Source organism: Acinetobacter gyllenbergii CIP 110306 = MTCC 11365 (assembly GCF_000413855.1).
In the GTDB taxonomy this organism is placed as follows: Bacteria; Pseudomonadota; Gammaproteobacteria; order Pseudomonadales; family Moraxellaceae; genus Acinetobacter; species Acinetobacter gyllenbergii.
On sequence record NZ_ATGG01000013.1, the window covers coordinates 131,643 to 154,003 of the forward strand.

Sequence of the window (22,361 nt, forward strand, 5' to 3'; positions counted from 1 at the left end):
ATGCAATTTACTGAACAGCAGCAGGACAAATTAAGTAAAGTTCAGTTGGACGAGTCTTGGAAAATCTCATTATCAGAGTTTTTGCTTAGTCAAAAAATGGATAATTTACGTGAGTTTTTACAGCAAGAAAAAGTTGCTGAAAAGACGATTTATCCACCCAGTAAACAGATTTTTAATGCGCTGAATACCACACCGCTTGGTGAAGTTAAAGTCGTTATTTTAGGCCAAGATCCATATCATGGTCCAAATCAGGCCAATGGTCTAAGTTTTTCGGTACAAAGAGGGGTTGCATTACCGCCATCTTTACGTAATATTTTTCACGAATTACATACCGATCTGGCTGTACCGATTTCACGTCATGGTGATTTGAGCCAATGGGCAGCACAAGGGGTGCTGTTACTCAACAGTGTACTCACGGTAGAAGCAGGACAACCGACTTCACATCAAAAACAAGGATGGGAAGACTTTACCGATACTGTTATTGACGTATTAAATGAACAGCGTGAACATGTGGTGTTTATTTTATGGGGTGCGTATGCACAACGTAAAGGTCAACGTATTGATCGTAATCGACATCTTGTGCTAACGGCAGCGCATCCATCACCACTTGCTGCGAATCGTGGTGGCTTTTTTGGCTGTAAAGTATTTTCTAAAACCAATCAATATTTGAAACAACATGGCATTGAGCCTATAGACTGGCAATTGGACGCATAATGACTTCTCCTGATTTAAATAGCTATCATCCAGATTTAGTTATTGAACACGCAAAAAATGGTTGGCGAATCATTCGTCTTAATCGCCCTAAATCTTTGCACGCTTTGGATGAATCCATCGTCAGTGCATTGCTTCAGGTTTTTGAAGATTTTCATGTCGATGAGACAGTGAAAGCAATCTGGTTTGATTCAACCACACCGAAAGCATTTTGTGCGGGTGGAGATGTGCGTAAATTACGCCAGTTGGTGATAAATCAGGAAGTTGATGCGGCCAATCAATTCTTCCAGCAAGAATATGCGCTTGATCTATTGTTACATAATTATGCTAAACCGATTGTAGTGTGGGGCGAAGGTTATGTGATGGGTGGTGGGCTCGGTCTGTTTATGGCTGCGCCATTCCGTCTAGTCACCCCTTATTCACGTTTGGCGATGCCAGAAATCAATATTGGTTTGTATCCAGATGTTGGTGCGAGCCGTTTCTTGGCAGATCGTGGTCAAATTGGCCTGTTTACAGGATTAACGGGTTCAATCATGACCGCCGCAGGTGCATTCAGTATTGGTTGGGCGACACATATTTGTGAAGCGCAGCGTGATAATGTCTTGCAGAAAGTTTTGAATGTAGACTGGAATCATTACCCAGCAGGTGCATTCAGAGCGATTGATGACACTTTAAATAGTTTACATCGCCCAGTCGCTTCGGGTCCGTTGCAAAACTCAATTGATGTAATTCATAGTGTATGTCGTGGACAAAGCTTTGAATATGACTACCAGTCAATTATTGGATTGAGCGATGCAAGTAGTGACTGGTTGCGCCAAGCAAGTGAAAACTTGCAGAAAGGTTCTCCAAGTACAGCTGCAATTACTTGGTTATTATGGCAGTGGGGCAAACAAGGTCATGCTTGGGATGAGGTTTTTGCACTAGAAGCCCAAATCTCTGATTGGAAGATTCGTCATCCAGATTTTGTCGAGGGTGTGCGTGCTCGTTTAGTGGATAAAGACTTATCTCCAGAATGGCAGGCAACTGAGCAGCTTAGCTTGAAAGGTATCTTGGGAGATTGTCCTCCAGTTACTAATATCGAAAGCTGGAATGCATTGTTAAAGCAATATGGTGTTATTGCCTGAGCCGTATGAATTCTGAAAATCGTAATGATGAATATTGGATGCAGCTTGCCTATGAGCAGGCTGCATTGGCCGCAGCCCAAGGTGAAATCCCTGTGGGGGCAATTTTAGTGAGTAATGGGCAGGTGATTGGTGCTGGATATAATGCGCCGATTAAGCTTTCCGACCCGACTGCGCATGCCGAGATACAAGCTTTACGTGTTGCGTGCCAGTCATTAAATAACTATCGTTTGCCTGAAGATACCACCCTCTATGTCACCCTTGAGCCTTGTACCATGTGTGTAGGCGCTTTAGTACATGCACGTGTTCAGCGCGTAGTTTTTGCCACAACTGAACCGAAAGCGGGTTCTTTAATCAGTGCCAGACAACTACTTGATAGTGGTTATTACAATCATAAATTTGTCTTTGAGCAAGGTTGCTTACAAGCACAATGTTCACAACAATTGAGTGATTTCTTTAAACAGAGGCGGGATGAAAAGAAGAAAATTCGGTCATCAAAAACGTCCTTAAATGATTAAAAGTGTCTTTAAGATTATGGCAAACTAAGCCTCCAATGATTTTGGATCACATAAAAAGGCAATGTTATGCGTAATGCAATTACTGTAAAAAAAGAATTTAATGCACCGATCTCAGAAGTTTTTGACTTGTTGTCAAAACATGCTACTTACAATAAGGCGTTTGCACCTTTACAAGTTGTTCGTGTAAAGGACTCGGCTGACCCAAAACGTCCTGATGGCATTGGTTCGATTCGCCGTATGGGGTTTGGTCCAATCAAACCATTACAAGAAGAAATTACCCTGTTGGAAGAAAATAAGCGGATTGAATATAAACTGATTAATAATCCATTGGTGAAGCATCATTTAGGACAAATCGATTTTAAAGAAATTACTCCTTATATTACGTTGGTGACCTATAAGATTGAATTTACGGCAAAAGCCCCTTTAGTTAGTAAATTAGTTCTTGCACAACTCAAAGCAGCGATTACACTAGGCTTTTCAAAATTAGCCAAATCAGTTGCTTCATAAGAGATGGAAATGACAATTCATATTATTACGATCGATGGCCCTAGTGGTTCAGGTAAGGGTACATTAGCCGCCAAAATAGCCGCACATTATCAATATAATTTATTAGATTCTGGAGCGTTATATCGTTTACTTGGATTGTCACTCTTTCAACGTGGCTTGCTTGACCAAATTGACTCGAACTTAGATCAATGCGTTGAGTATGCAACACATTTAGATATCGAATTTAAAACCACTGAAGCAGCGACATTGATTTTGCTTGAGGGTGTCGATGTCACCCATACCATTCGAACAGAACAAGTTGGAGAGTATGCTTCTAGAGTTGCCACTGTACCCGAATTAAGAAAAGCATTATTTGAACGTCAACGTGCTTTTATTCAGGCGCCAGGTTTAGTAGCTGATGGGCGAGATATGGCAACATCGATTTTTCCAGAAGCCCAAGCCAAGATTTACTTAACTGCATCGGCTGAATCTCGCGCAGAGCGACGTGTAAAACAGTTGCAGGGCATGGGTCTTGATGCTAAAATAAGCGACATTTTATCTAACATACAGGCTAGAGATAAAAGAGATATGGAGCGTTCGGTTGCTCCACTCAAGCCCGCTGAAGATGCGTATATCATTGATAGTTCTACAATAGGTATCAATGAAGTGTTTCAGTTGATGGTGAATTATATCGATAGTCGTATTCAGTAGATACACAATTTTTTATCAGTTGAAGCATTGCTTGATCAGATTTTTTGGACAATGTAACAACTTAACTAAACCGGCCTTGTCTGATCCAAGACCGCGGACTTTATCAGGTATATCATGACCGAATCTTTTGCAGCCCTCTTTGAAGAAAGTGAATTAAACCTCAACGTTGAAAAGGGTGCAGTCATCCAAGGTACTGTTGTTAGTATCGATTCTGACTGGGTTACTGTTGACACTGGCCTTAAATCTGAAGGCGTTGTTGACCGTGCTGAATTTTTAAATGAACAACGTGAACTTGAAGTTCAAGTTGGCGATACTGTTGACGTAGTTGTTGAAGCGCTTGACAACGGTATGGGTCAAACAGTTTTATCACGTGAAAAAGCGAAACGTGCTGAAACTTGGACTAAACTTGAGAAAATCTTTGAAGACGGCGAAATCGTTACTGGTGTTATCTCTGGTAAGGTTAAAGGCGGTTTCACTGTTGACATCGGTCCTGTACGTGCATTCTTACCAGGTTCTTTAGTTGACACTCGTCCTATCCGTGACACAACTCACCTTGAAGGTAAAGAGTTAGAGTTCAAAGTAATCAAACTTGATGCTAAACGTAACAACGTTGTTGTATCTCGTCGTGCAGTTATGGAAGCTGAATCTTCAGCTGACCGTGAAGCATTACTTGCTCAACTTGAAGAAGGTCAAACAGTTACAGGTACAATCAAGAACCTTACTGATTACGGCGCGTTCGTTGATCTTGGCGGTATTGATGGTCTTCTACATATCACAGATATGGCTTGGAAGCGTATCAAGCACCCTTCAGAAGTTGTTGAAGTTGGTCAAGAAGTTACAGTTAAAGTACTTAAATTTGACCGCGAGCGTAACCGCGTATCTTTAGGCCTTAAGCAATTAGGCGAAGATCCATGGTTAGCGATCATGAGCCGTTACCCTAAAGGTTCTATCGTTAAAGCACGTGTTACTAACTTAACTGACTACGGTTGCTTCGCTGAAATCGCTGAAGGCGTTGAAGGTTTAGTACACGTTTCAGAAATGGACCACACAAACAAAAACATCCACCCATCTAAAGTTGTTCAGATCGGTGATGAAGTTGATGTTATGGTTCTTGAAGTTGATGAAGAACGTCGTCGTATTTCATTGGGTATCAAACAAACTCGTGCTAACCCATGGGAAGAGTTTGCTAAAGCAAATGAAAAAGGCGAAAAAGTTTCTGGTACAATCAAGTCAATCACTGACTTCGGTATCTTCATCGGTTTATCTGGTGGTATCGACGGTTTAGTACACTTGTCTGATATTTCTTGGAACGAACAAGGCGAAGAAGCGATTCGTCGTTACAAGAAAGGTGACACAGTTGAAGCGGTTATCTTATCTGTTGACGCTGAAGGCAACCGTATCAGCCTTGGTATCAAGCAATTAAACAGCGATCCATTCAATGACTTCTTAGCTGCGAATGAGCGCGGTGCTTTAGTTAAAGGTACTGTAACTGCTGTTGATGCTAAAGGTGCTACAGTTAAATTAGCTGATGACATCGAAGCAACACTTAAAGCTTCAGAAATCAACCGTGACCGCGTTGAAGATGCGACTAAATTCTTAGAAGTTGGTCAAGAAGTTGAAGCGAAGATCATCAACGTTGATCGCAAATCTCGCTCTATCAACTTGTCTATCAAAGCGAAAGACGAAGCTGAAGAGAAAGAAGCTGTGAACAATGCTCGCCAAGCTGCTGCAACTCAAGTTGCAGAAAGCAATGGTCCTAAGACTATTGGTGACTTAATTAAAGCTCAAATGAAGTAATTTGTTAAAAAGTACGTTTCTTGTAACTGAGACGTACTTTTTTATACAAAAATACTGTAAACGGTAGCGTAGTAATCATGTACTGCGCTACCGTTTTGTATTTAAACAGGTTATTATTAAAAACATTGGAAAGTAGCAATAATTAAAGAGGTCATCAATGACTACTGAAGCACTTAATAAATCTGATTTAATTGAACGGATTGCACTTAAAAACCCACACTTAGCTGAGCCTTTGGTTGAAGATGCAGTTAAGATTATGATTGATCAAATGATTGAAGCCCTTTCAAGCGGCGATCGTATTGAGATCCGTGGTTTTGGTAGTTTTGCATTACATCACCGTGAGCCACGTTTAGGGCGCAATCCTAAAACTGGTAAGTCTGTAGATGTCGCTGCAAAGGCAGTCCCACATTTTAAACCTGGTAAGGCACTTCGTGACGCAGTAAACGAATCTGCCGAATAAGAATTGAGGTGTTTATGCGTTATGTATTAATTGCATTACTCGTTGCCATATTTGGTTATTCGCTTGCTTTAGTGCTTCAAAACCCAGCTGAGTTGCAAGTAGATTTACTATTTACTCAAGTTCCAGCAATGCGTTTGGGCTTATTGCTTTTACTGACCTTAGTCTTAGGTGTGGTGGTTGGTTTGCTTCTCGGTGTGCAAGTTTTCCGAGTGTTCCAAACCAGTTGGGAAATTAAGCGTCTTCGTAAAGATATTGACCATCTGCGTAAAGAGCAGATCCAGCTTGCACAACAGGCTGCCGCAGAAGCTGCTGCAAGTGTCAGACATGAAAAAACAGTGCTGGATATTCATCCAGAGAGTCAAACACGTACACCACTGTAATTAAGAATATTTTCTGCGCGATTAACTGTTAACGTTTTATAGCGAATAAAAATAGCCCTTTTAATAAAGGGCTATTTTTTTGCCTTAAGGAATGCCGAGGTATCTCAGGCTTGCAGTGATCAGCATCGCCACAAGAATAACCACGATCAGTGAATATTTCTTCCAAGCAAAGATAAGGGCTACAGCAACGCCCACGATTTTACTCATTCCACTAAAATGAGTTTCAGAAAAAAGTGTATTGAATATGGCTAAGGTAAATAGAAGAACACAAGCAGAATCAGCGAGAAGTTGTTTGTGATGCTCTCTAAACGTTATACGATCAGCTAAATAGAATCCTGAATAGCGAATGAGATACGTGCCCAGTGCAAGTATGACAATCCCTATGAAGATATAACTCTCACTATATTTCATTTTGATTTACCTTTTAGCAACAGACCAAGCATTGATACGAGAACAGGTAAACCTGTTGGTAGTAGGGGGATAGATGCTAAAGACAATGTCGTGCCAAGAAATACTCGATTTCGTGTGGTTTTATTTTTGAGCATCGGCAAGATTAAAGCAAAAAGAATGGCGGGAAATGCGGCATCAATACCGAAGACATAAATATCAGGGATATTTTTACTAAGCAGATAACCAATAAACACACCAATTGGCCAAAGAATGCAAATCCCTAATCCACACATCCAATACGCCCATTTCTTGGCTTGATCATTGTGTTGGCTTAGTCCAAACATCACACTTTCATCATTCATGATGTGACAAGCGATAAAACGAGATGCATTTTTCTCAATAAATGTCGCGACGGATAAACCAAATGGAAGATGACGTAGATTAATCAATATGCCAGTCAATGCGGCAAAAATAGGATTCGCACCTGTCGCAATCATACCAATGAACGTAAATTCAGCCGCTCCAGCCAATACGGTCAAGGAAAGCAATATGGGAATCCACATGGGTACATCAAAGCTTGCTGCAACTGAACCGAGTGAAATTCCGACTATTCCTGTCGCAATAGAAATGAGACTAATGGCTTTGATGAGGTTAAATCGCTCTATATCTTGCATCTTTCTTTTCTATATCAAACGAACGTACGATATAATAGATTAAATTTATATCGTTCGTCAAAACGAACATTCGTTTTTTATGGTGAAATATGGCATTGCCAATTGAAATTGTTGCTAAAGGCTTACAAAGAGAAAGACAAAAGGCAGGGCTGTCCTTGGCAGAAGTGGCTCGCCGCGCAGGAATTGCGAAATCGACTTTGTCACAATTAGAAGCGGCACAAGGCAACCCGAGTCTGGAAACCTTATGGGCCTTGTGTGTGGCTTTGGATATTCCTTTCGCAAAGTTGATGGAAAGTAATATCACACAAACGCAAGTGATTCGCTTTGGCGAAGGGCCTTCGGTTTCATCCGAGATTGCTCATTATCAAGCGATTTTATTGGCCAATTGTCCTACAGGTGCTAGACGGGATGTGTATATCTTGGTCACCCAGCCCGGTGAGCCGCGCTGTAGTCAGCCCCATTCAATTGGCAGCATTGAGCATATTATTATTATGCAAGGCAAGGCTAAGGTTGGCTTGATTTCGGAACCTGTGCTGCTGAGTGAGGGTGATTATATTTGTTATCCAGCTGATCAAGCGCATATTTTTGAAGCACTGGAACCGAATACGCGAGCGATTTTGATCTCAGAGCAAAGATAAGGATGTTTGAGTTGGTTGGTAAAGCTTTTTTTCAATATGCTGGTTTTCTTGCTTTGTTCATACGCTGAATCACTTTATAATTACTCGATTTTTATGTGATGGAACTAGATTCGTGAGTATTATTGTTGCCCTAGACGCAAAAAGCCAATATGACGCCTTAACAATTGTTGATCAGCTAGATCCGTCACTTTGTCGTGTTAAAGTGGGTAAAGAGCTGTTTACGCATGAAGGTCCATCCATTGTGAAAAACTTGCAAGACAAGGGTTTTGAGGTTTTTCTAGATTTAAAATTCCATGATATTCCAAATACGACGGCTCAGGCGGTATGTGCTGCAGCAGACCTTGGGGTGTGGATGGTCAACGTGCATGCATCTGGTGGTCGTAAAATGATGGAAACCTGTGTTGAGCGTCTGAAAGCTGGAAATTATCAAACCCAGCTGATTGCGGTGACGGTTTTGACCTCAATGGGCTGTGAAGATTTACGTGATCTTGGCTTAGATATCGAACCAGTTGAGCAGGTAAAGCGTTTAGCGAAACTCACTCAGGAAAGTGGTTTGGATGGTGTCGTTTGTTCAGCACAAGAAGCGAAAATTCTTCGTGAACTATTAGGACAAGATTTTGCTTTGGTTACACCAGGGATTCGCCCAGAAGGTTCAAATGCCGATGACCAAAAGCGTATTGTGACCCCTAAACAAGCCATGCTGGATGGTTCAACGCATTTGGTTATCGGTCGTCCAATCACCAAAGCTGAAAACCCAACTGAGATGTTAAAGTCAATTTTGGCTTCGATCTAATTGGGTTTGGCTTGGTCTAGAACTTTAGACTCAAAAATAAGCTGATGAGCAATGGTGCGAGGAGAGATAGAATCAATCCACTCATCATTGCATGTGGTACGTAATGCGTACCACATGATTGTTTGACCATGGCAAGTGTGACATCCATCGAGGTTGCACCAGCACTTGAAATTGCAGAGCGCGGAAAGCGCCAACCCAAACAATACATTAATAAAATTGCAAAAATCTCTCTAAATAAGTCTGTTAACAGTGCTATACCGCCGAGCTTGGCGGAGTGTAATTCAGTAAATAGAATCCCTGACATGGAGTACCAGCCATACCCTTGGGCTAAGGCCATGACTTCATTTAAGCTGTAATGATTGGATAGAATAAAATAATTAAAGATTGCAGCTAAGCAGGAGCCGACAAAAGCCGCGATAGGCACGAGTAGAATTCTCCAACTCAACCAGCTACGATCAAATTGAGTGAAGGCCAGTTCGATCCCAATCAAAAAGATAAAGATCAACAATAAATACCAACTATTAAAGCTAATCGCTAAACCAGCACTATTGACCACGATGCCCAATAGAATACCAACGCCCAAAGCCAAAAATGCTTTGGCAATATTCTTGAGTGCATTGAGAAATAGGTGCAGGGAAATCTTTCCTTGTACACTTTGGCGATCAATCAGTTTGTAAGTGATCAAGCAAATAAAAAATGAACCAATTGAGGTGGTAAATGCAATCAGTAACGCTGGCGGTAGAATAGCAGCAGGATTTTGAACGTGATTTAAGGCTTGAGTCAGCTCAAATGCGACACTAATCAGTAAAATATAAGAAAAATAGGGTAGTATTTTAAATACAAATTGTTTTATTGACTGTGACAAATGTGGTCCAACAAAATAGCCTAAGCTAATGCAGACAAAAATTTGGAAGATCAAAACAAAAGAGGTCATACAATCAGAGTGTTTATAGTGCTGATTTATTATGCAGGGAAATCTGATACTTGGATAGATTTATATATCACTTGATATAGAATGTTTTGCAATAAAAATGCATTTAAATATATGAGAAGCAGCTAACGTGGTTGATTCACTTCATTGTTATTATGCAGCTATGAATATCATGTGGGCTGAAATATACTTTTGTAAGACATAGAGGTAAATGATTTGTGACAGCAGCTAAGATTCAAAAATTTGCCTTGGAGCGTTTTGCAAAACAAGGCTTTGCCGCAACCTCCTTAAATGAAATAGCGACCGATGTTGGCATTAAAAAGCCTTCAATTTATGCACATTTTAAAAATAAAGATGAACTGTATCTGAGCTTGATCCCGATTATGATTGATGAGGAGTTGGGGCATGCTCAAACCGTTCTGCAAGGTGGTACTGGAATTCAGCAGCAATTACATGCTTACTTTATGAGTATTGAACAACGCTTTGATGCCTCTTATGGGGTTCAGTTCTGGATGAATGCATTAATTAGTCCACCTGTACATTTATATGATCAGGTGATTGAGCCAATGCATATCTTTATGGCTGAATTGGAACAGGTATTTTTACAGGCAATACAACAGTCGGTTTTGAAGGAAAACAAGCACCAACTGGAGAGTATAGTTTTGGCGCGGGTCTGTATGAGCTTTGTCGATGCCTTACAAAGTGAATTGATCTACGGAGGTCGAGATAAGTTCAGGCTTCGACTGGATGCCATTCTCAAAACCTTAGATGTTCTGATCAGCCCTTAATGGTAATCAATTGCTGACCAGTGCATGAGATTTGTTATTCTGTTTCCATTGTCGAAAATGTGTCAGCTTGTCTAAGTGCTGCATAAATACATAAGCCCAGTGCAATCATTCCGCAAAGGAATAGACTGGCTGGAAGCAGGCTGATGTTAATTTCAAACAGGCTTACGATAAAGCCAATTAGCGAAGCAAAGGCATATTGTAGTAGACCCATCAAGGATGAGGCTGCGCCGGTTAAATGTTGAGGGCTTTGTTGCATGGTCAGTGCAGTCAAATTACCAAAAATAAAACCTGTGGACCAGATACTCAGTCCCAGCAGCACAATGTATTGCCATAAACTTAAATGATAGAAACTGACACCGAGCATTAGAATGAAACTGGCGCCACTAAATATACACATGCCCAGTACCAATAATTGCTGCGCTGTCCATCGTTTTAATAACAGGATTGAAACTTGTCCAAGGATAATCAAGCCTACGGCGTTGGCTGCAAATAGGCTGCTAAAACTTTCATTATGAATATGATAATGCTGGATAAAAATAAATGGTGATTGGCTCAGATAAACAAAAAAACCACCCAAGATAAAACCGCCTGCCAAGGTATAAGCCATAAAGCCTTTATTTAGGGCAAGTGTTTGATAGCTTGTTCGAATCGCTGCAAATTGGAGTGGTTGACGATATTGAGGCTTTAGGGTTTCTGGGATGGCGTGATTACCCCATAACAAGAGAATGGCTCCTAGTGCAGCCAGAGTATAGAAAATCAAATGCCAAGAGCCGATCCGTAAGATCAGGCTTCCAAACAAGGGGGCAATGATGGGTACAATCATCATGACCTGCATCAAAATAGAAAAGTTTTTGGCACTGGTTTTGGCATCACAGACATCAGAAATAATTGCTCTTGGCACGACTAAGCCCGCAGATGCACCAATGGCTTGCATGAAGCGTGCTGCCAGCAGCCATTCAATACTTGGTGCAATTGCAGCCAATAATGAACCCAGAATAAATATTGCGATACCAATCAGTAGGGGTTTACGTCGGCCAAAACGCTCAAGCAATGGGCCGTATAATCCTTGACCGATTGCGAGTCCAATGAGAAACACCGAGAGTGTGAGTTGTATATGACCTGGTGAAGTTGCAAAACTCTCTGCAAGCAGTGGAAACGCAGGCAAATAAATATCAATTGCCAGTGCATCTAAGGCGGTAAAAAGGGAGAGTAACAGCAGTAAAGACCAACTGATCTTTGTGATGTGGGTAGCAGCGTTCATGTTTTGTGTACTCTTTCGAGGGAAACAATATTTATTTTAACTACCTAACGGTAGGTAGTTAAAATATTAGCATGATTACTTAGGTTTTGCATAGGGAAGAACAGGGAGATTTAAATCAGGTCCATAACGCGTTGCAATAAAAAACACCTTTGAGCGTTCAAAGGTGTTCTTGATATTAGGAGGAGTTCAGCTATTTCAGCTTAAGCGGCATTATTTTTTGCATGCGTTGCTGTGTTGATAAAATTATGATCAGCAACATTTACTTTACGGGTTTCTAACCAATATCGCCATGTGTAGGTTGGCCATAAAGAAAAGTTCTTACCATCTGCTGCTTGATACCAACTGCTACAGCCACCTGCTTGCCATACGGTTCCTTTCAACTGATCTTGAACACGCTCATTGAATTGATCTTGAACTTCATGCTTGATCTCAACCGCTTGAGTGCCTGTTTTATCAACGGTTTGGATCAACTGTAGAATGTAGTTCACCTGAGACTCAATCATGAAGATCACTGAGTTATGACCAAGAATGGTGTTAGGGCCTAATAACTGGAATAAATTCGGGAAGTTCTTGGTGCTAATACCATAGTAACTTTCAGCACCATCTTTCCAGGCTTGTTTCAGTTCTATGCCATGACGACCAACACAATCGAAATGTTTTAGATAAATACGAGGGTCGGTAATGAAGCCAGTCCCGTAAATCAAACAATCGATTTGACGTTCTTTGCCATCTTTTGTGATGATGCTATTGGCTGTGATTTCTTGAATAGCATCTGTCACCAATTCAACGTTTTTACGATTGAAAGTCGGAAAGTATTTATTTGAAATCAAAATACGTTTACAACCCATGACAAAATCTGGTGTCAGTTTTTTTGCGAGTTCTTTATCTTTGACTTGGAAGCGAATAAAGGCTTCAGCCAGTTTTTGACCGTATTTCATGATCTGAGGTTGAACAATCGGAACAACACGAGATTCATTGGTCCAGTACAAACGGGTACGGTGAATCTGACGGTAGATATTTGAGGCTTTGAATAATGATTTGCTCAGTTGAGAATATTTGCGTTCATCACGAGGAATCACCCAAGCTGCAGTCCGTTGTAATACATATAACTGCTTTACCTCGGGTGCAATTTCAGGAATATACTGAATCGCACTGCCGCCAGTTCCAATCGATGCAACAGATTTACCTGTTAAGTCGTAGTCATGGTCCCACTGTGATGAATGGAACACTTTGCCTTGGAACTTTTCAATACCTTTAACATATGGAACTTGTGGTACATGCAGTGGGCCAGATGCAAAAATAACAAATTGTGCTTCTAGTGTTGGCTGATCTTTGAAAGTCAAAGTCCATAGATTACGGCTTTCATCAAATTCAGCATGAGTAACTTCATGATTGAACTGACAGTAGTCTTTTAATTTATATTGTTCAGTAATATCTTGAATATAGGTGAAGATCTCATCTGCCTCGGCATAACGCTTTGACCAGTCGGTCTTTGGTGCAAATGAAAGCGAATACATATGTGATTGAACATCACAGGCTGCGCCAGGATATTGGTTTTCGCGCCATGTACCACCAACATCGTTGGTTTTTTCTAAAATTACAAAATCATTGATTTGACTTTGCAATAGTCGAATCGCCATTGCTAAACCACCAAAGCCTGCACCAATAATTGCAACTTTTGTTTTTTGAATCGCATTTTTGGTTTCATCACGCATAGTCTATGTCCTACACAGCTAAATTTTGTGCAAGTTTAACGGTTTTAGCGAGATTAAATATGATTGTATAGACGCAAAACTTGATCATTTCGGCAATTCATTTGTGCATGCTTTTATAGTAAAACATTAAAGTTTTGAGCATCGCATTCGGACTTATGAAAAGATCTATCCTCGGATTGATGTATTTAATTCAAGGCATGCGACATGTCGGCATTGATGTGGACGCGCGTTTAGCGAATATGGGAATACAGGCCGATGCATTAGATCCAAGCTCGATTATCCCTGATGAAATTGAATGGGATATTTTGCAGCATATTAGTCAGGATATCTCACCTGAACAAGGCTTATTCATCGGACAACATTATGCATTGGCTGGTTATGGTCCATTTCTGATGTTATTGGTGACCAGTGATACGTTGCATCGTGCTTTACTCAATGGTGTTCAATTTCAGCAGTTAACTCATCTCTTTGGGTCGCTGCAGTTAAAGATTGAAACTAATCTGATCTATTTGTTCTATCAACCCATTGATTTAAGCATGCATCTCGGCCAACTCAGGGCGCAGTGTGAGATTTCAGGTACCTATAAGTTCTTACAAGATATTTTTAAAATGATGGGCTTAGAGGTACCTAAAATTCAGATTGAATTGCCATTTCAGCGACCTAAAGATCTGGGTTTACTTGCTGCTTATCAAGACTATTATGGGCTGGATGTCAAATTTGGATGTGCGCAAGCGGCCTTCATTTTAGAAAATACCCAAATTTTGAATACAAAAATACCCTCTGCTGATATTTTGACGTATCGCATTTATGAAGAAAAATGCCTACAGGATATTCAACATTTAGAGAAAAGTGCGGCAGCTAAATTAACTATTGTTGAGTATGTGCAGGATTATCTTGAAATGCAAAATGGGGTCATGCCAACCATGGCGGAAACCGCCTGTGCATTGAGTATTCCTGAACGAACGTTAAGACATCAATTGCAGCAAATGCAGACCAGCTATAAAGAAATTCGTGAAAAACTGATCAAACAGAAGGCAATAAAGTTTATTGAAAACAGTTCTTATTCGATTGAACAGGTGGCCGAAATGTTGGGGTATTCTGAGCCCGCTGCGTTTAATCATGCCTTTAAAAGGTGGTTTGGATTGAGTCCAAGGCAATATCATCGAAATCATTAAATGATTAAAAATGGTACATTTTGATGTTTAAACTCTATGATAATTAAGCCTAAAATCTAATGCCATTGAACAGAATGTTCGATATAATTTTCATCAATTAAAATTGCAATAACACCTTATGTCAAATTCTAAACCAGACTCACATAGCACTGCATATATCCCAACATCACCTGCTGAGCGTTATGCTCAAGCACTTGAGTCAGGACAATTCATGCCAGATGAGGCTCAAGCACAAGCTGTGCAAGAGTTGGATCGAGTATGGAAAGAGTTACTCACTCGCTATAAAGCATCTAAGAAAGCGTTTCGACGTTTCCGTCGTCAAACCTATCCAAAGGGCGTTTATATGTGGGGGGGTGTCGGCCGTGGTAAAACGTGGTTAATGGATCAATTCTATGAATCGGTACCATTCCGCCGTAAAACACGCATGCATTTCCATCACTTTATGCAACACGTCCATAAAGAGTTGAATAAACTTTCTGGTCAACGTAACCCTTTGGATTTGGTTGCAGATCAAATTTATAAAGATGCCGTTGTGATTTGCTTTGACGAATTTTTCGTATCGAACGTGACTGATGCGATGATTTTGAGTGATCTATTCCAAAAGCTATTCGAGCGCGGCATTACTTTGATTGCGACATCGAACATTGCACCAGATGGTCTATACAAAAACGGAATTCACCGTGATCGCTTTATCCCAACAATTGAATTGGTCAAAAAGAACTGTACCATTTTGAATGTAGATGCAGGCGTGGATTACCGTTTGCGTGTATTGAAGCAAGCGCAATTATTTAAATATCCATTAACCGATGATGCACAAGCGTGGTTATCTGGTCGTTTTAAAGCATTAACCCAAACACAGACTCAATCTAATTCACCGATTATGATCAATAATCGTGTGGTGGAAACCTTAGGTCATACTGAAGACGTATTGTGGTGTGAGTTTTCAGAACTATGCTTTAAGCCTCGGAGCCCAGCAGACTTTATTGAAATCGCCAACATTTACAATACCGTTTTGGTCAGTAATGTTCCGCATTTGACCGATTTCTTGTCTGAAGGAACACGCCGTTTTATTTATTTGGTCGATGAGTTCTATGACCGCGGGGTAAAATTGATTCTCACTTCAGAAGATTCAATTATTGATCTATATGAAGGCGAGAAATTAGCATTTGAAATTGAACGGACGCGTTCACGTTTATTAGAAATGCAATCGGATGATTATCTACATTCGGAGCATCGACAAATTCAGGTCGCACAGACTTCATAAATGAAAAGGCATTCTTCGGAATGCCTTTTTTTATAAACTTATAGGGATAAGGCTTTATTCTTGGTCGAATTTTGTTATAACTAGATGAGTTTGAAAAAGGGAGTATGTTGCATAACTAGACAAGAAGCACACATCATTTGATATTTTGATAGGTATAAAAAAATATGTTTGTCAATACTTCTAATGGGGAAAATGCTTACTATTTAGGAATGTGATATTACTATTCAGGCTAGTATAAATCAGTATACTAGAATTCTTGTTATAAAAAGTTAGCACCATCAGGAAAGACAATGACTGTACGTATTCAAAAAGGCAAGCTAGCGATTGCTAAAGAACTTTACGATTTCATCGAAAATGAAGCTTTACCAGGTACTGGTTTAGAGAGTGAAACTTACTGGAAGAACTTCGAGCAAGTCGTTGTCGACCTTAGCCCAAAGAACAAAGCATTATTGGCTAAGCGTGATGAACTTCAGGCAAAGATTGATGAATGGCATCGCAACAATAAATTTGAATTAAATGCTTACAAGGCATTCTTAACTGAAATTGGTTATCTCGTACCAGAAGTTGCTGACTTCCAAGTAACAACTGAAAATGTGGATGAAGAAATCGCATTATTGGCTGGTCCACAGCTGGTTGTACCTGTGCGTAATGCGCGTTATAGCTTAAACGCAGCCAATGCACGTTGGGGTTCTTTATATGACGCGCTGTATGGTACAGACGTTATTTCTGAAGAAGGTGGTGCAGAGAAAGGCAAAGGTTATAACCCAGTTCGTGGTGATAAAGTTATTGCTTTCGCAAAAGATTTCTTAAACCAAACGTTCCCATTGGCTCAAGGTTCGCATGCGGATGCAACTCAATATGCTGTGGTGAATAACGGTTTAGCTGTAACGTTAAAAGATGGTTCAACAACTTCTTTGGCACATGAATCACAATTTGTTGGTTTTAACGGTGAAGCTGCAAGTCCAACTGAGATTGTTTTATTAAATAATGGTTTGCATGTGATTATCGAAATCGATGCAAACAGTCCAATTGGTAAAACAGATGCGGCGGGCGTTAAAGATTTAACTCTTGAAGCTGCAGTAACCACAATTCAAGATTTGGAAGACTCGGTTGCAGCGGTTGATGCTGAAGAGAAAGTGGAAGGCTACCGTAACTGGTTAGGTCTAATGAAAGGTGACTTGCAAGAGTCAATCGAGAAAAATGGTAAAACTGTTACTCGTACCTTGAACAAAGATCGTACTGTACAGAATCTGATTGGTGGTACAACGACATTACACGGTCGTTCATTAATGTTGCTTCGTAATGTAGGCCACTTAATGACTAACCCAGCAATCTTGGTTGACGGTGAAGAAGTGTTCGAAGGCATTATGGATGCTTTAGTGACACCTTTACTCACAGTTGCTGATATTCGTGGTCAAAACGAGAACAAAAACTCTCGTAAAGGTTCAATGTATATCGTTAAGCCGAAAATGCATGGTCCAGAAGAAGTTGCATTTGCAGTTGAATTGTTTGAGCGTGCTGAACAAGCGATTGGCTTACCGGCAAAATCACTCAAAATCGGGATCATGGACGAAGAACGCCGTACTTCTGTGAACTTGAAAAACTGTATCGCTGCTGCGAAAGACCGTACCATTTTCATTAACACAGGCTTTATGGACCGTACGGGTGATGAAATCCATACCTCTATGGAAGCTGCACCAGTTGTGCGTAAAGAAGCGGTTAAAACACAAAAATGGATTGCTGCTTACGAAAACCGTAACGTTGCCATTGGTTTAGCATGTGGTTTACAAGGTAAAGCGCAAATTGGTAAAGGCATGTGGCCGAAACCAGACAGCATGAAAGATATGTTGGCGACAAAGACTGCACATCCAAATGCAGGTGCAACTTGTGCGTGGGTTCCATCACCAACAGGTGCAGTACTACATGCATTGCACTACCATCAAATCAATGTAAAAGCACGTCAAGATGTATTGGCTGCTGAAGACATGCTGACTTTAGATGACTTGTTAACGCCGCCATTTGCACCAGAAACAAACTGGTCTGCAGAAGAGTTAAACAACGAACTTGAAAATAACTGTCAAGGGATCTTGGGTTATGTGGTTCGTTGGGTAGATCTTGGTGTTGGTTGTTCTAAAGTACCAGACATTAATAACGTTGGCTTAATGGAAGACCGTGCTACTTTACGTATTTCATCTCAACACGTTGCAAACTGGTTACGTCACGGTATCGTAACGCGTGCGCAAGTTGAAGAAGTACTTAAGCGTATGGCTGTGATCGTTGATCAGCAAAATGCCAATGATCCATTGTATACACCAATGGCACCAAACTTTGATGGTATTGCATTCCAAGCCGCTTCTGACTTGATCTTTAAAGGTGCAGAGCAGCCATCTGGTTATACAGAGCCATTGTTACATGCTGCGCGTTTAAAATTAAAAGGTTATACAGGTGATTAAGATCGCCTGTTAGGCAAATGAGAGGTATCTATTTATTAGATACCTCTTTTTTTATAATTAGAGGGATAAAATGTATTTCTGGAACACCAAAAAATTAATTGATGATTTAAAAAATGACCGTTTAACAGAGCAAAACTACAAAAATTACTATTTGATTAGTAGTGCATTTATGCTCATCATGATGTTTGCTATGCGTTTTGCCCCTATTGATGATGTGCTTCCAAATCTTATTGATGCGGCGCTGAGTATTATAATTCTTATTGTTGGTGTCAATTTCTGTTTTAAGGCAAATGGTGGCAATCAAGGAAAGCAATTTCTTAACCGTTTAATTTGTCTCTTTTTACCGATTGGTGTGAGATTTATCTTGGTATATTTACTGTTATTTACCGTCTTTATTCTTGCCTTTATTGTTACTGCACGATTTATTGATGCCACTCAAATTCCTGCTTTAATTGAACCTTATCAAAAATGGGTTGGGTTTTCTATTTCAGTTATAATGCAGGTAATGATGTATTGGCGTTTTTGTGTCGCACTTAGAGCCATTAGCCGTATAGACAATGAGGTCTTAGAAACAGGATAAAACATCCTATTGATGAATTTTTTGTTATAATTATCATAGTTTGATCATTTAGCCGAATCATAACGATGTCACAAATTTTAAAATTAGATGCTTTAAAACAAGCGCAAGTTTCGACTTCGCCATATCCTTACTTCGTTGTTAAAAATTCGATTGTCGATAGCGAAGTGAACGCTGTTATTCAGGATTTTCCAAAGATTGAACAGGGTGGTAGCTATAACATTGAAGATGTTGAAATTAAGCCTAATTTTGATCGCTTTTTAAAGTCTTTAGACACCAAAGAATTTCGTCAGATTTTAACTGAAAAATTTGATGTGGATGTGATGGAGCATCCGATGATGATCACCTTGCGTGGTTATTCACGTCAAAAAGATGGTCGTATTCATTCTGACTCAAAAACCAAACTGCTGACCATCCTGATTTATTTGAATGAATCTTGGGATGCACCGACAGGTCGTCTACGCATCTTGAATGATGAAAAGAATATGGATGACTATGTTGAAGAGATTGATGCGGGTCCCGGTACTCTAATTGCATTTAAAGTGACTGATAATGGTTGGCATGGTTATGTACCCTATGAGGGGCAACGCCAGTCGATTCAGATTAACTTTTTAACCAGTGATAAAGCCAATGCCAAGCATCGTTTTATCCACGGTTTAAGCGCAAAAATGAAAAAATTATTTGGCTAATTTTTGCAATTAAAAAGAGGAGGGTTGATACCTCCTTTTTTTAACTTTGCTTTTAAGGATAAATACTCAGCGAACTATGTGTGCCAACTATAAACCATTGACAGTCGAGCAAGTTCAACAGCTTGGTTTACCTTTGATTCCATTTGAATATGGGGGAGAAGTTTACCCAAGTTATAAAACGCCGTTGCTATTTAAATCGGAGCAAGGACTGGAGTGGCGGGAAGTGTTGTTTGGTTTGGTACCAAAGTGGTCGGAAGATACTAATATTTCCAAGCATACTTATAATGCACGGCATGAAACCATTTTTCAGAAACCTAGTTTTGTAGAAGCAGCAAGCAAGTGTAAGTTTGGCGTGATTCCAGTAACTGAGTTTTATGAAAGTAAGTATATCGACAATAAACCTCAACGTTGGGGTGTACGTCGCAAAGATAGGCAAGCTTTTTATATCGCTGCATTATATGAAATCCGTAAGTTAAATGATCAGATCATTCGTTCGGCAACGATGCTTACGATGGACGCCATAGACCATCCGATGATGAAAGATTTCCATGAACCTGGTGATGTGAAGCGTTCAGTTGTTGTTATCCCACATCAGCGTTTAGATGAGTGGTTAAGCTTGAAGCAGCCACATGAGCTTTATGAGTTCATGCAAGCTTTTCCTGTTGAGGAATTTGAGTGTTCACATGTTCCGAAACCGAAGATTGAGAAAATAACACCACAACTGAATATGTTTGATTGAAATGAATATTTGTGTTGATGAGATCAAAAAAGGCTTCCTATAGGAAGCCTTGCTATTTTAAACCAGTTACTTAGCGCGCAAGATTTTTAAACATATGGCGTAAAATTTCCATGGTTTTTTCAATTTGCAATGGTGTTAAGCCATCAAATGATTGTTCTAGGATAACAGAAGTTAGGTCATTTATTTTTGTGATCATTTCTTGACCTTTTTCGGTCAGGTAGACGCGTGTGATACGACCATCTTCTTTACATGAATAAGTATCGATATAACCTTCATCTTTAAGACGATAAACGATTTTGGTTGTGGTCGACATTTTAGAGATGACCATGTCTGATAACTCAGACACGCTTGCATGAGGTTTGACATGCAATGCGATTAAAATGCGGCGGCGAGAATTGTCTAGACCATATTTTTTGAGTACGTTATCAATATTTTGAACGTATTGAGCATTTACTTGAGAAATCCAGTAAAAAGGGAAGTCTTCCAGGTTAAATGAATCGGCTGTAGGTAAAAAACGCGCATATTTTTTTGGCATCACTTATTTCCTATACTTGCACAAGAAACTACGCCTCGTAGTTCCTAGATTCCATGAAATGTCTCTAACTTTCCTGTTAAAAAAATCTCTTTCCTGATTTTTTTAGCATTCCATTTTTTAACAAATCTGTCCAAAGATAACGGTGAAATTATCTTTATTCTGAATGAATAAGTCATCATAAAATTCACATAAATCAGCTATTAATGATGTACTATCCAGTCGTCTTTCCCTTAAGGTTGTTCTACAGCTTTGCATCACTGCTGATTTGTAGAATAACTCTATTGTAGAAAAAAAATACGATTTTTGACGTGACATTTTTATAATAATTTCTGTCTAAAATGTCATAAATATACGAAATCAATATATTTATAAAATAAATAAAGCTTAAAAAAATAGCGAATACAAATATTTGTATTGATCATTTGGTTAAAATATAACACATAAAAATTTTAAAAAAAGTTGAATAAATACATTCTTTATCACATTTTTCCGATGAAATTTAATCATTGCTCGTTTGTAGGACACCAGAATTAATTTTTAAATTGCTTAAGAAGTATTGCGATAACTGCAATGAAGCGGTGTAAGGGAAAACAAAATGCGAAGAAGATGCTAGATTTGAGGCAAAAAAAGACGCATCTAAACAGGATTACAGGTTTAGATGCGTAAAGTGCAAAGCAAGGCAGTCATCACTTGATTTAAATGTGGAGTTCACTTTCCATCAGTGGCCATAGTTTTTGATGCGATTTTTTAAACATCAGCATGTGCCCAATTTGCTTATAGCCGTGTTGTTGAGGGTTGAGCTCAATCAATTTGGTTGGCGCATTTGGGTATAAACGTAGTAGATCTTTGACATTTGTCTGCGTAGCAATTTCATCATCACTGGCCCAGAACGATGTGATTGGGCATTGAATTTCTTGGTGATAATCTTCAAAGATGGTTTTGCCAATTGCATTCATGACATAACCGGGTTTGCTACAAAACTCAGCCCATTGTTTGGCAACATTTTTGGGTAGATTTTCACCCATGCCAATGAATTGAGTTGCACCATAGCCTTTAAAGAAGCTAGAAACAGGAAAAATAACATTGAACATCACAGGCGCAAGGATTTTGGTTTTCCCTTTCAAGCCTTTAACATGTCCAGTTGAACCTGCAATGGCTAACACTTTAGCAACTTTCTGATAATTCGATGTAATCCCGAGTAACTGTCCGCCCGCGCTATGTCCAACAATAACGACTTTTTCAGCTTGAGTACGATTTAATAAAGTCTCGATAGCTGCTGGGATATCATAGATTCCCCAGTCATTAATGCTGGCAGTCGAGTCTTTCAGTGGGCCATGTAATGACTCGCCAATCCCTCTAAAATCAAAGCTTAAAACATCATATCCTTGCTGGCTAAGCCAATCTGCGAAAGCATGATAGAAATTTTTGGTTATCCCTGTTGCTGGGCAAATCAGAATCGGATATGACTTGCTCTGTTCTTGCGCAGGATAAAACTGAGCAGCAAGTTGATAATCATCTTTGCATGTGATCCAAAAAGATTCATAGCGATTCATTT

The 22,361-nt window shown here is 39.7% G+C and carries 24 protein-coding genes; 17 read left to right on the forward strand and 7 right to left on the reverse strand.

Translation table 11 applies throughout. The features are described from left to right. From ung to F957_RS11445, 8 genes are all read left to right on the forward strand, one after another. Positions 1 to 714 carry a uracil-DNA glycosylase gene (gene ung, locus F957_RS11480; RefSeq protein ID WP_016539900.1) on the forward strand — a complete coding sequence of 238 codons (714 nt, stop codon included), beginning with the start codon at positions 1 to 3 and terminating at the stop codon, positions 712 to 714. Continuing rightward, on the forward strand, positions 711 to 1,835 hold the full coding sequence (locus F957_RS11475) for an enoyl-CoA hydratase/isomerase family protein (protein WP_171068284.1): 1,125 nt from the start codon (positions 711 to 713) through the stop codon (positions 1,833 to 1,835). Before ung ends, F957_RS11475 begins: the two co-directional genes overlap by 4 nt. Positions 1,836 to 1,840: 5 nt before the next feature. Continuing rightward, on the forward strand, positions 1,841 to 2,350 hold the full coding sequence (gene tadA / locus F957_RS11470) for a tRNA adenosine(34) deaminase TadA (RefSeq protein WP_016539902.1): 510 nt from the start codon (positions 1,841 to 1,843) through the stop codon (positions 2,348 to 2,350). Between the two features lie 66 nt (positions 2,351 to 2,416). After that, positions 2,417 to 2,857, forward strand: a complete 441-nt coding sequence (locus tag F957_RS11465; protein ID WP_004653858.1) for an SRPBCC family protein — start codon at positions 2,417 to 2,419, stop codon at positions 2,855 to 2,857. 9 nt (positions 2,858 to 2,866) lie between these two features. Next, the gene (gene cmk, locus F957_RS11460; protein WP_016539903.1) at positions 2,867 to 3,547 is read left to right on the forward strand and encodes a (d)CMP kinase; all 681 of its coding nucleotides are present in this window, start codon (positions 2,867 to 2,869) and stop codon (positions 3,545 to 3,547) included. Positions 3,548 to 3,661: 114 nt separating this feature from the next. Continuing rightward, entirely contained in the window at positions 3,662 to 5,344 is a 1,683-nt protein-coding gene (rpsA, locus tag F957_RS11455; RefSeq protein WP_016539904.1) for a 30S ribosomal protein S1, read from the forward strand. Positions 5,345 to 5,501: 157 nt separating this feature from the next. Then, positions 5,502 to 5,804, forward strand: coding sequence for an integration host factor subunit beta (locus tag F957_RS11450; protein ID WP_004653854.1), 303 nt, complete (start codon positions 5,502 to 5,504; stop codon positions 5,802 to 5,804). Positions 5,805 to 5,818: 14 nt separating this feature from the next. Further along, positions 5,819 to 6,184, forward strand: a complete 366-nt coding sequence (locus F957_RS11445) for a lipopolysaccharide assembly protein LapA domain-containing protein (protein ID WP_016539905.1) — start codon at positions 5,819 to 5,821, stop codon at positions 6,182 to 6,184. An 84-nt stretch (positions 6,185 to 6,268) separates the two neighbouring features. Here the strand turns inward: F957_RS11445 and F957_RS11440 are convergent, their stop codons facing one another. Then, a complete protein-coding gene (locus F957_RS11440) occupies positions 6,269 to 6,595 on the reverse strand; it encodes an AzlD domain-containing protein (protein WP_016660315.1) in 327 nt (108 codons plus the stop codon). Further along, positions 6,592 to 7,248, reverse strand: coding sequence for an AzlC family ABC transporter permease (locus tag F957_RS11435; RefSeq protein WP_016539907.1), 657 nt, complete (start codon positions 7,246 to 7,248; stop codon positions 6,592 to 6,594). Before F957_RS11435 ends, F957_RS11440 begins: the two co-directional genes overlap by 4 nt. Positions 7,249 to 7,337: 89 nt before the next feature. On the opposite strand from F957_RS11435, the gene F957_RS11430 reads away from it, so the two are divergent. Further along, positions 7,338 to 7,886, forward strand: a complete 549-nt coding sequence (locus tag F957_RS11430; RefSeq protein ID WP_016539908.1) for a helix-turn-helix domain-containing protein — start codon at positions 7,338 to 7,340, stop codon at positions 7,884 to 7,886. A 112-nt stretch (positions 7,887 to 7,998) separates the two neighbouring features. Then, positions 7,999 to 8,679: an orotidine-5'-phosphate decarboxylase gene (gene pyrF, locus F957_RS11425; protein ID WP_016539909.1), complete on the forward strand. Its 681-nt coding sequence runs from the start codon at positions 7,999 to 8,001 to the stop codon at positions 8,677 to 8,679. Between the two features lie 16 nt (positions 8,680 to 8,695). Here pyrF and F957_RS11420 read toward each other — a convergent pair whose 3' ends face one another. Then, positions 8,696 to 9,613, reverse strand: a complete 918-nt coding sequence (locus tag F957_RS11420; RefSeq protein WP_016539910.1) for a LysO family transporter — start codon at positions 9,611 to 9,613, stop codon at positions 8,696 to 8,698. Positions 9,614 to 9,828: 215 nt separating this feature from the next. Between F957_RS11420 and F957_RS11415 the strand changes: the two genes are divergently transcribed. After that, entirely contained in the window at positions 9,829 to 10,398 is a 570-nt protein-coding gene (locus F957_RS11415; RefSeq protein WP_016539911.1) for a TetR/AcrR family transcriptional regulator, read from the forward strand. A gap of 34 nt (positions 10,399 to 10,432) precedes the next feature. Here F957_RS11415 and F957_RS11410 read toward each other — a convergent pair whose 3' ends face one another. Then, on the reverse strand, positions 10,433 to 11,659 hold the full coding sequence (locus F957_RS11410) for a multidrug effflux MFS transporter (protein WP_016539912.1): 1,227 nt from the start codon (positions 11,657 to 11,659) through the stop codon (positions 10,433 to 10,435). Between the two features lie 200 nt (positions 11,660 to 11,859). Next, on the reverse strand, positions 11,860 to 13,374 hold the full coding sequence (locus F957_RS11405) for a flavin-containing monooxygenase (RefSeq protein ID WP_016539913.1): 1,515 nt from the start codon (positions 13,372 to 13,374) through the stop codon (positions 11,860 to 11,862). 155 nt (positions 13,375 to 13,529) lie between these two features. Between F957_RS11405 and F957_RS11400 the strand changes: the two genes are divergently transcribed. The 6 genes from F957_RS11400 to F957_RS11375 all read left to right on the forward strand — a co-directional run bounded on the left by F957_RS11400 (position 13,530) and on the right by F957_RS11375 (position 20,271). Then, on the forward strand, positions 13,530 to 14,549 hold the full coding sequence (locus F957_RS11400; RefSeq protein ID WP_016660316.1) for an AraC family transcriptional regulator: 1,020 nt from the start codon (positions 13,530 to 13,532) through the stop codon (positions 14,547 to 14,549). A gap of 118 nt (positions 14,550 to 14,667) precedes the next feature. After that, on the forward strand, positions 14,668 to 15,813 hold the full coding sequence (gene zapE, locus F957_RS11395) for a cell division protein ZapE (RefSeq protein ID WP_016539915.1): 1,146 nt from the start codon (positions 14,668 to 14,670) through the stop codon (positions 15,811 to 15,813). Between the two features lie 290 nt (positions 15,814 to 16,103). Further along, positions 16,104 to 18,266, forward strand: a complete 2,163-nt coding sequence (locus F957_RS11390) for a malate synthase G (RefSeq protein ID WP_016539916.1) — start codon at positions 16,104 to 16,106, stop codon at positions 18,264 to 18,266. 70 nt (positions 18,267 to 18,336) lie between these two features. Continuing rightward, positions 18,337 to 18,846, forward strand: coding sequence for a hypothetical protein (locus F957_RS11385; RefSeq protein WP_016539917.1), 510 nt, complete (start codon positions 18,337 to 18,339; stop codon positions 18,844 to 18,846). A gap of 65 nt (positions 18,847 to 18,911) precedes the next feature. Beyond that, entirely contained in the window at positions 18,912 to 19,532 is a 621-nt protein-coding gene (locus tag F957_RS11380) for a 2OG-Fe(II) oxygenase (RefSeq protein WP_016539918.1), read from the forward strand. Positions 19,533 to 19,608: 76 nt separating this feature from the next. Next, positions 19,609 to 20,271, forward strand: coding sequence for an SOS response-associated peptidase family protein (locus F957_RS11375; protein ID WP_016539919.1), 663 nt, complete (start codon positions 19,609 to 19,611; stop codon positions 20,269 to 20,271). Between the two features lie 70 nt (positions 20,272 to 20,341). Here F957_RS11375 and F957_RS11370 read toward each other — a convergent pair whose 3' ends face one another. Then, a complete protein-coding gene (locus F957_RS11370) occupies positions 20,342 to 20,806 on the reverse strand; it encodes a MarR family winged helix-turn-helix transcriptional regulator (RefSeq protein WP_016539920.1) in 465 nt (154 codons plus the stop codon). Between the two features lie 695 nt (positions 20,807 to 21,501). Then, positions 21,502 to 22,359 (reverse strand): alpha/beta hydrolase family protein, encoded by an 858-nt coding sequence (locus F957_RS11365; RefSeq protein WP_016539921.1) that lies wholly within the window; start codon positions 22,357 to 22,359, stop codon positions 21,502 to 21,504. Between the last annotated feature and the right edge of the window lie 2 nt (positions 22,360 to 22,361).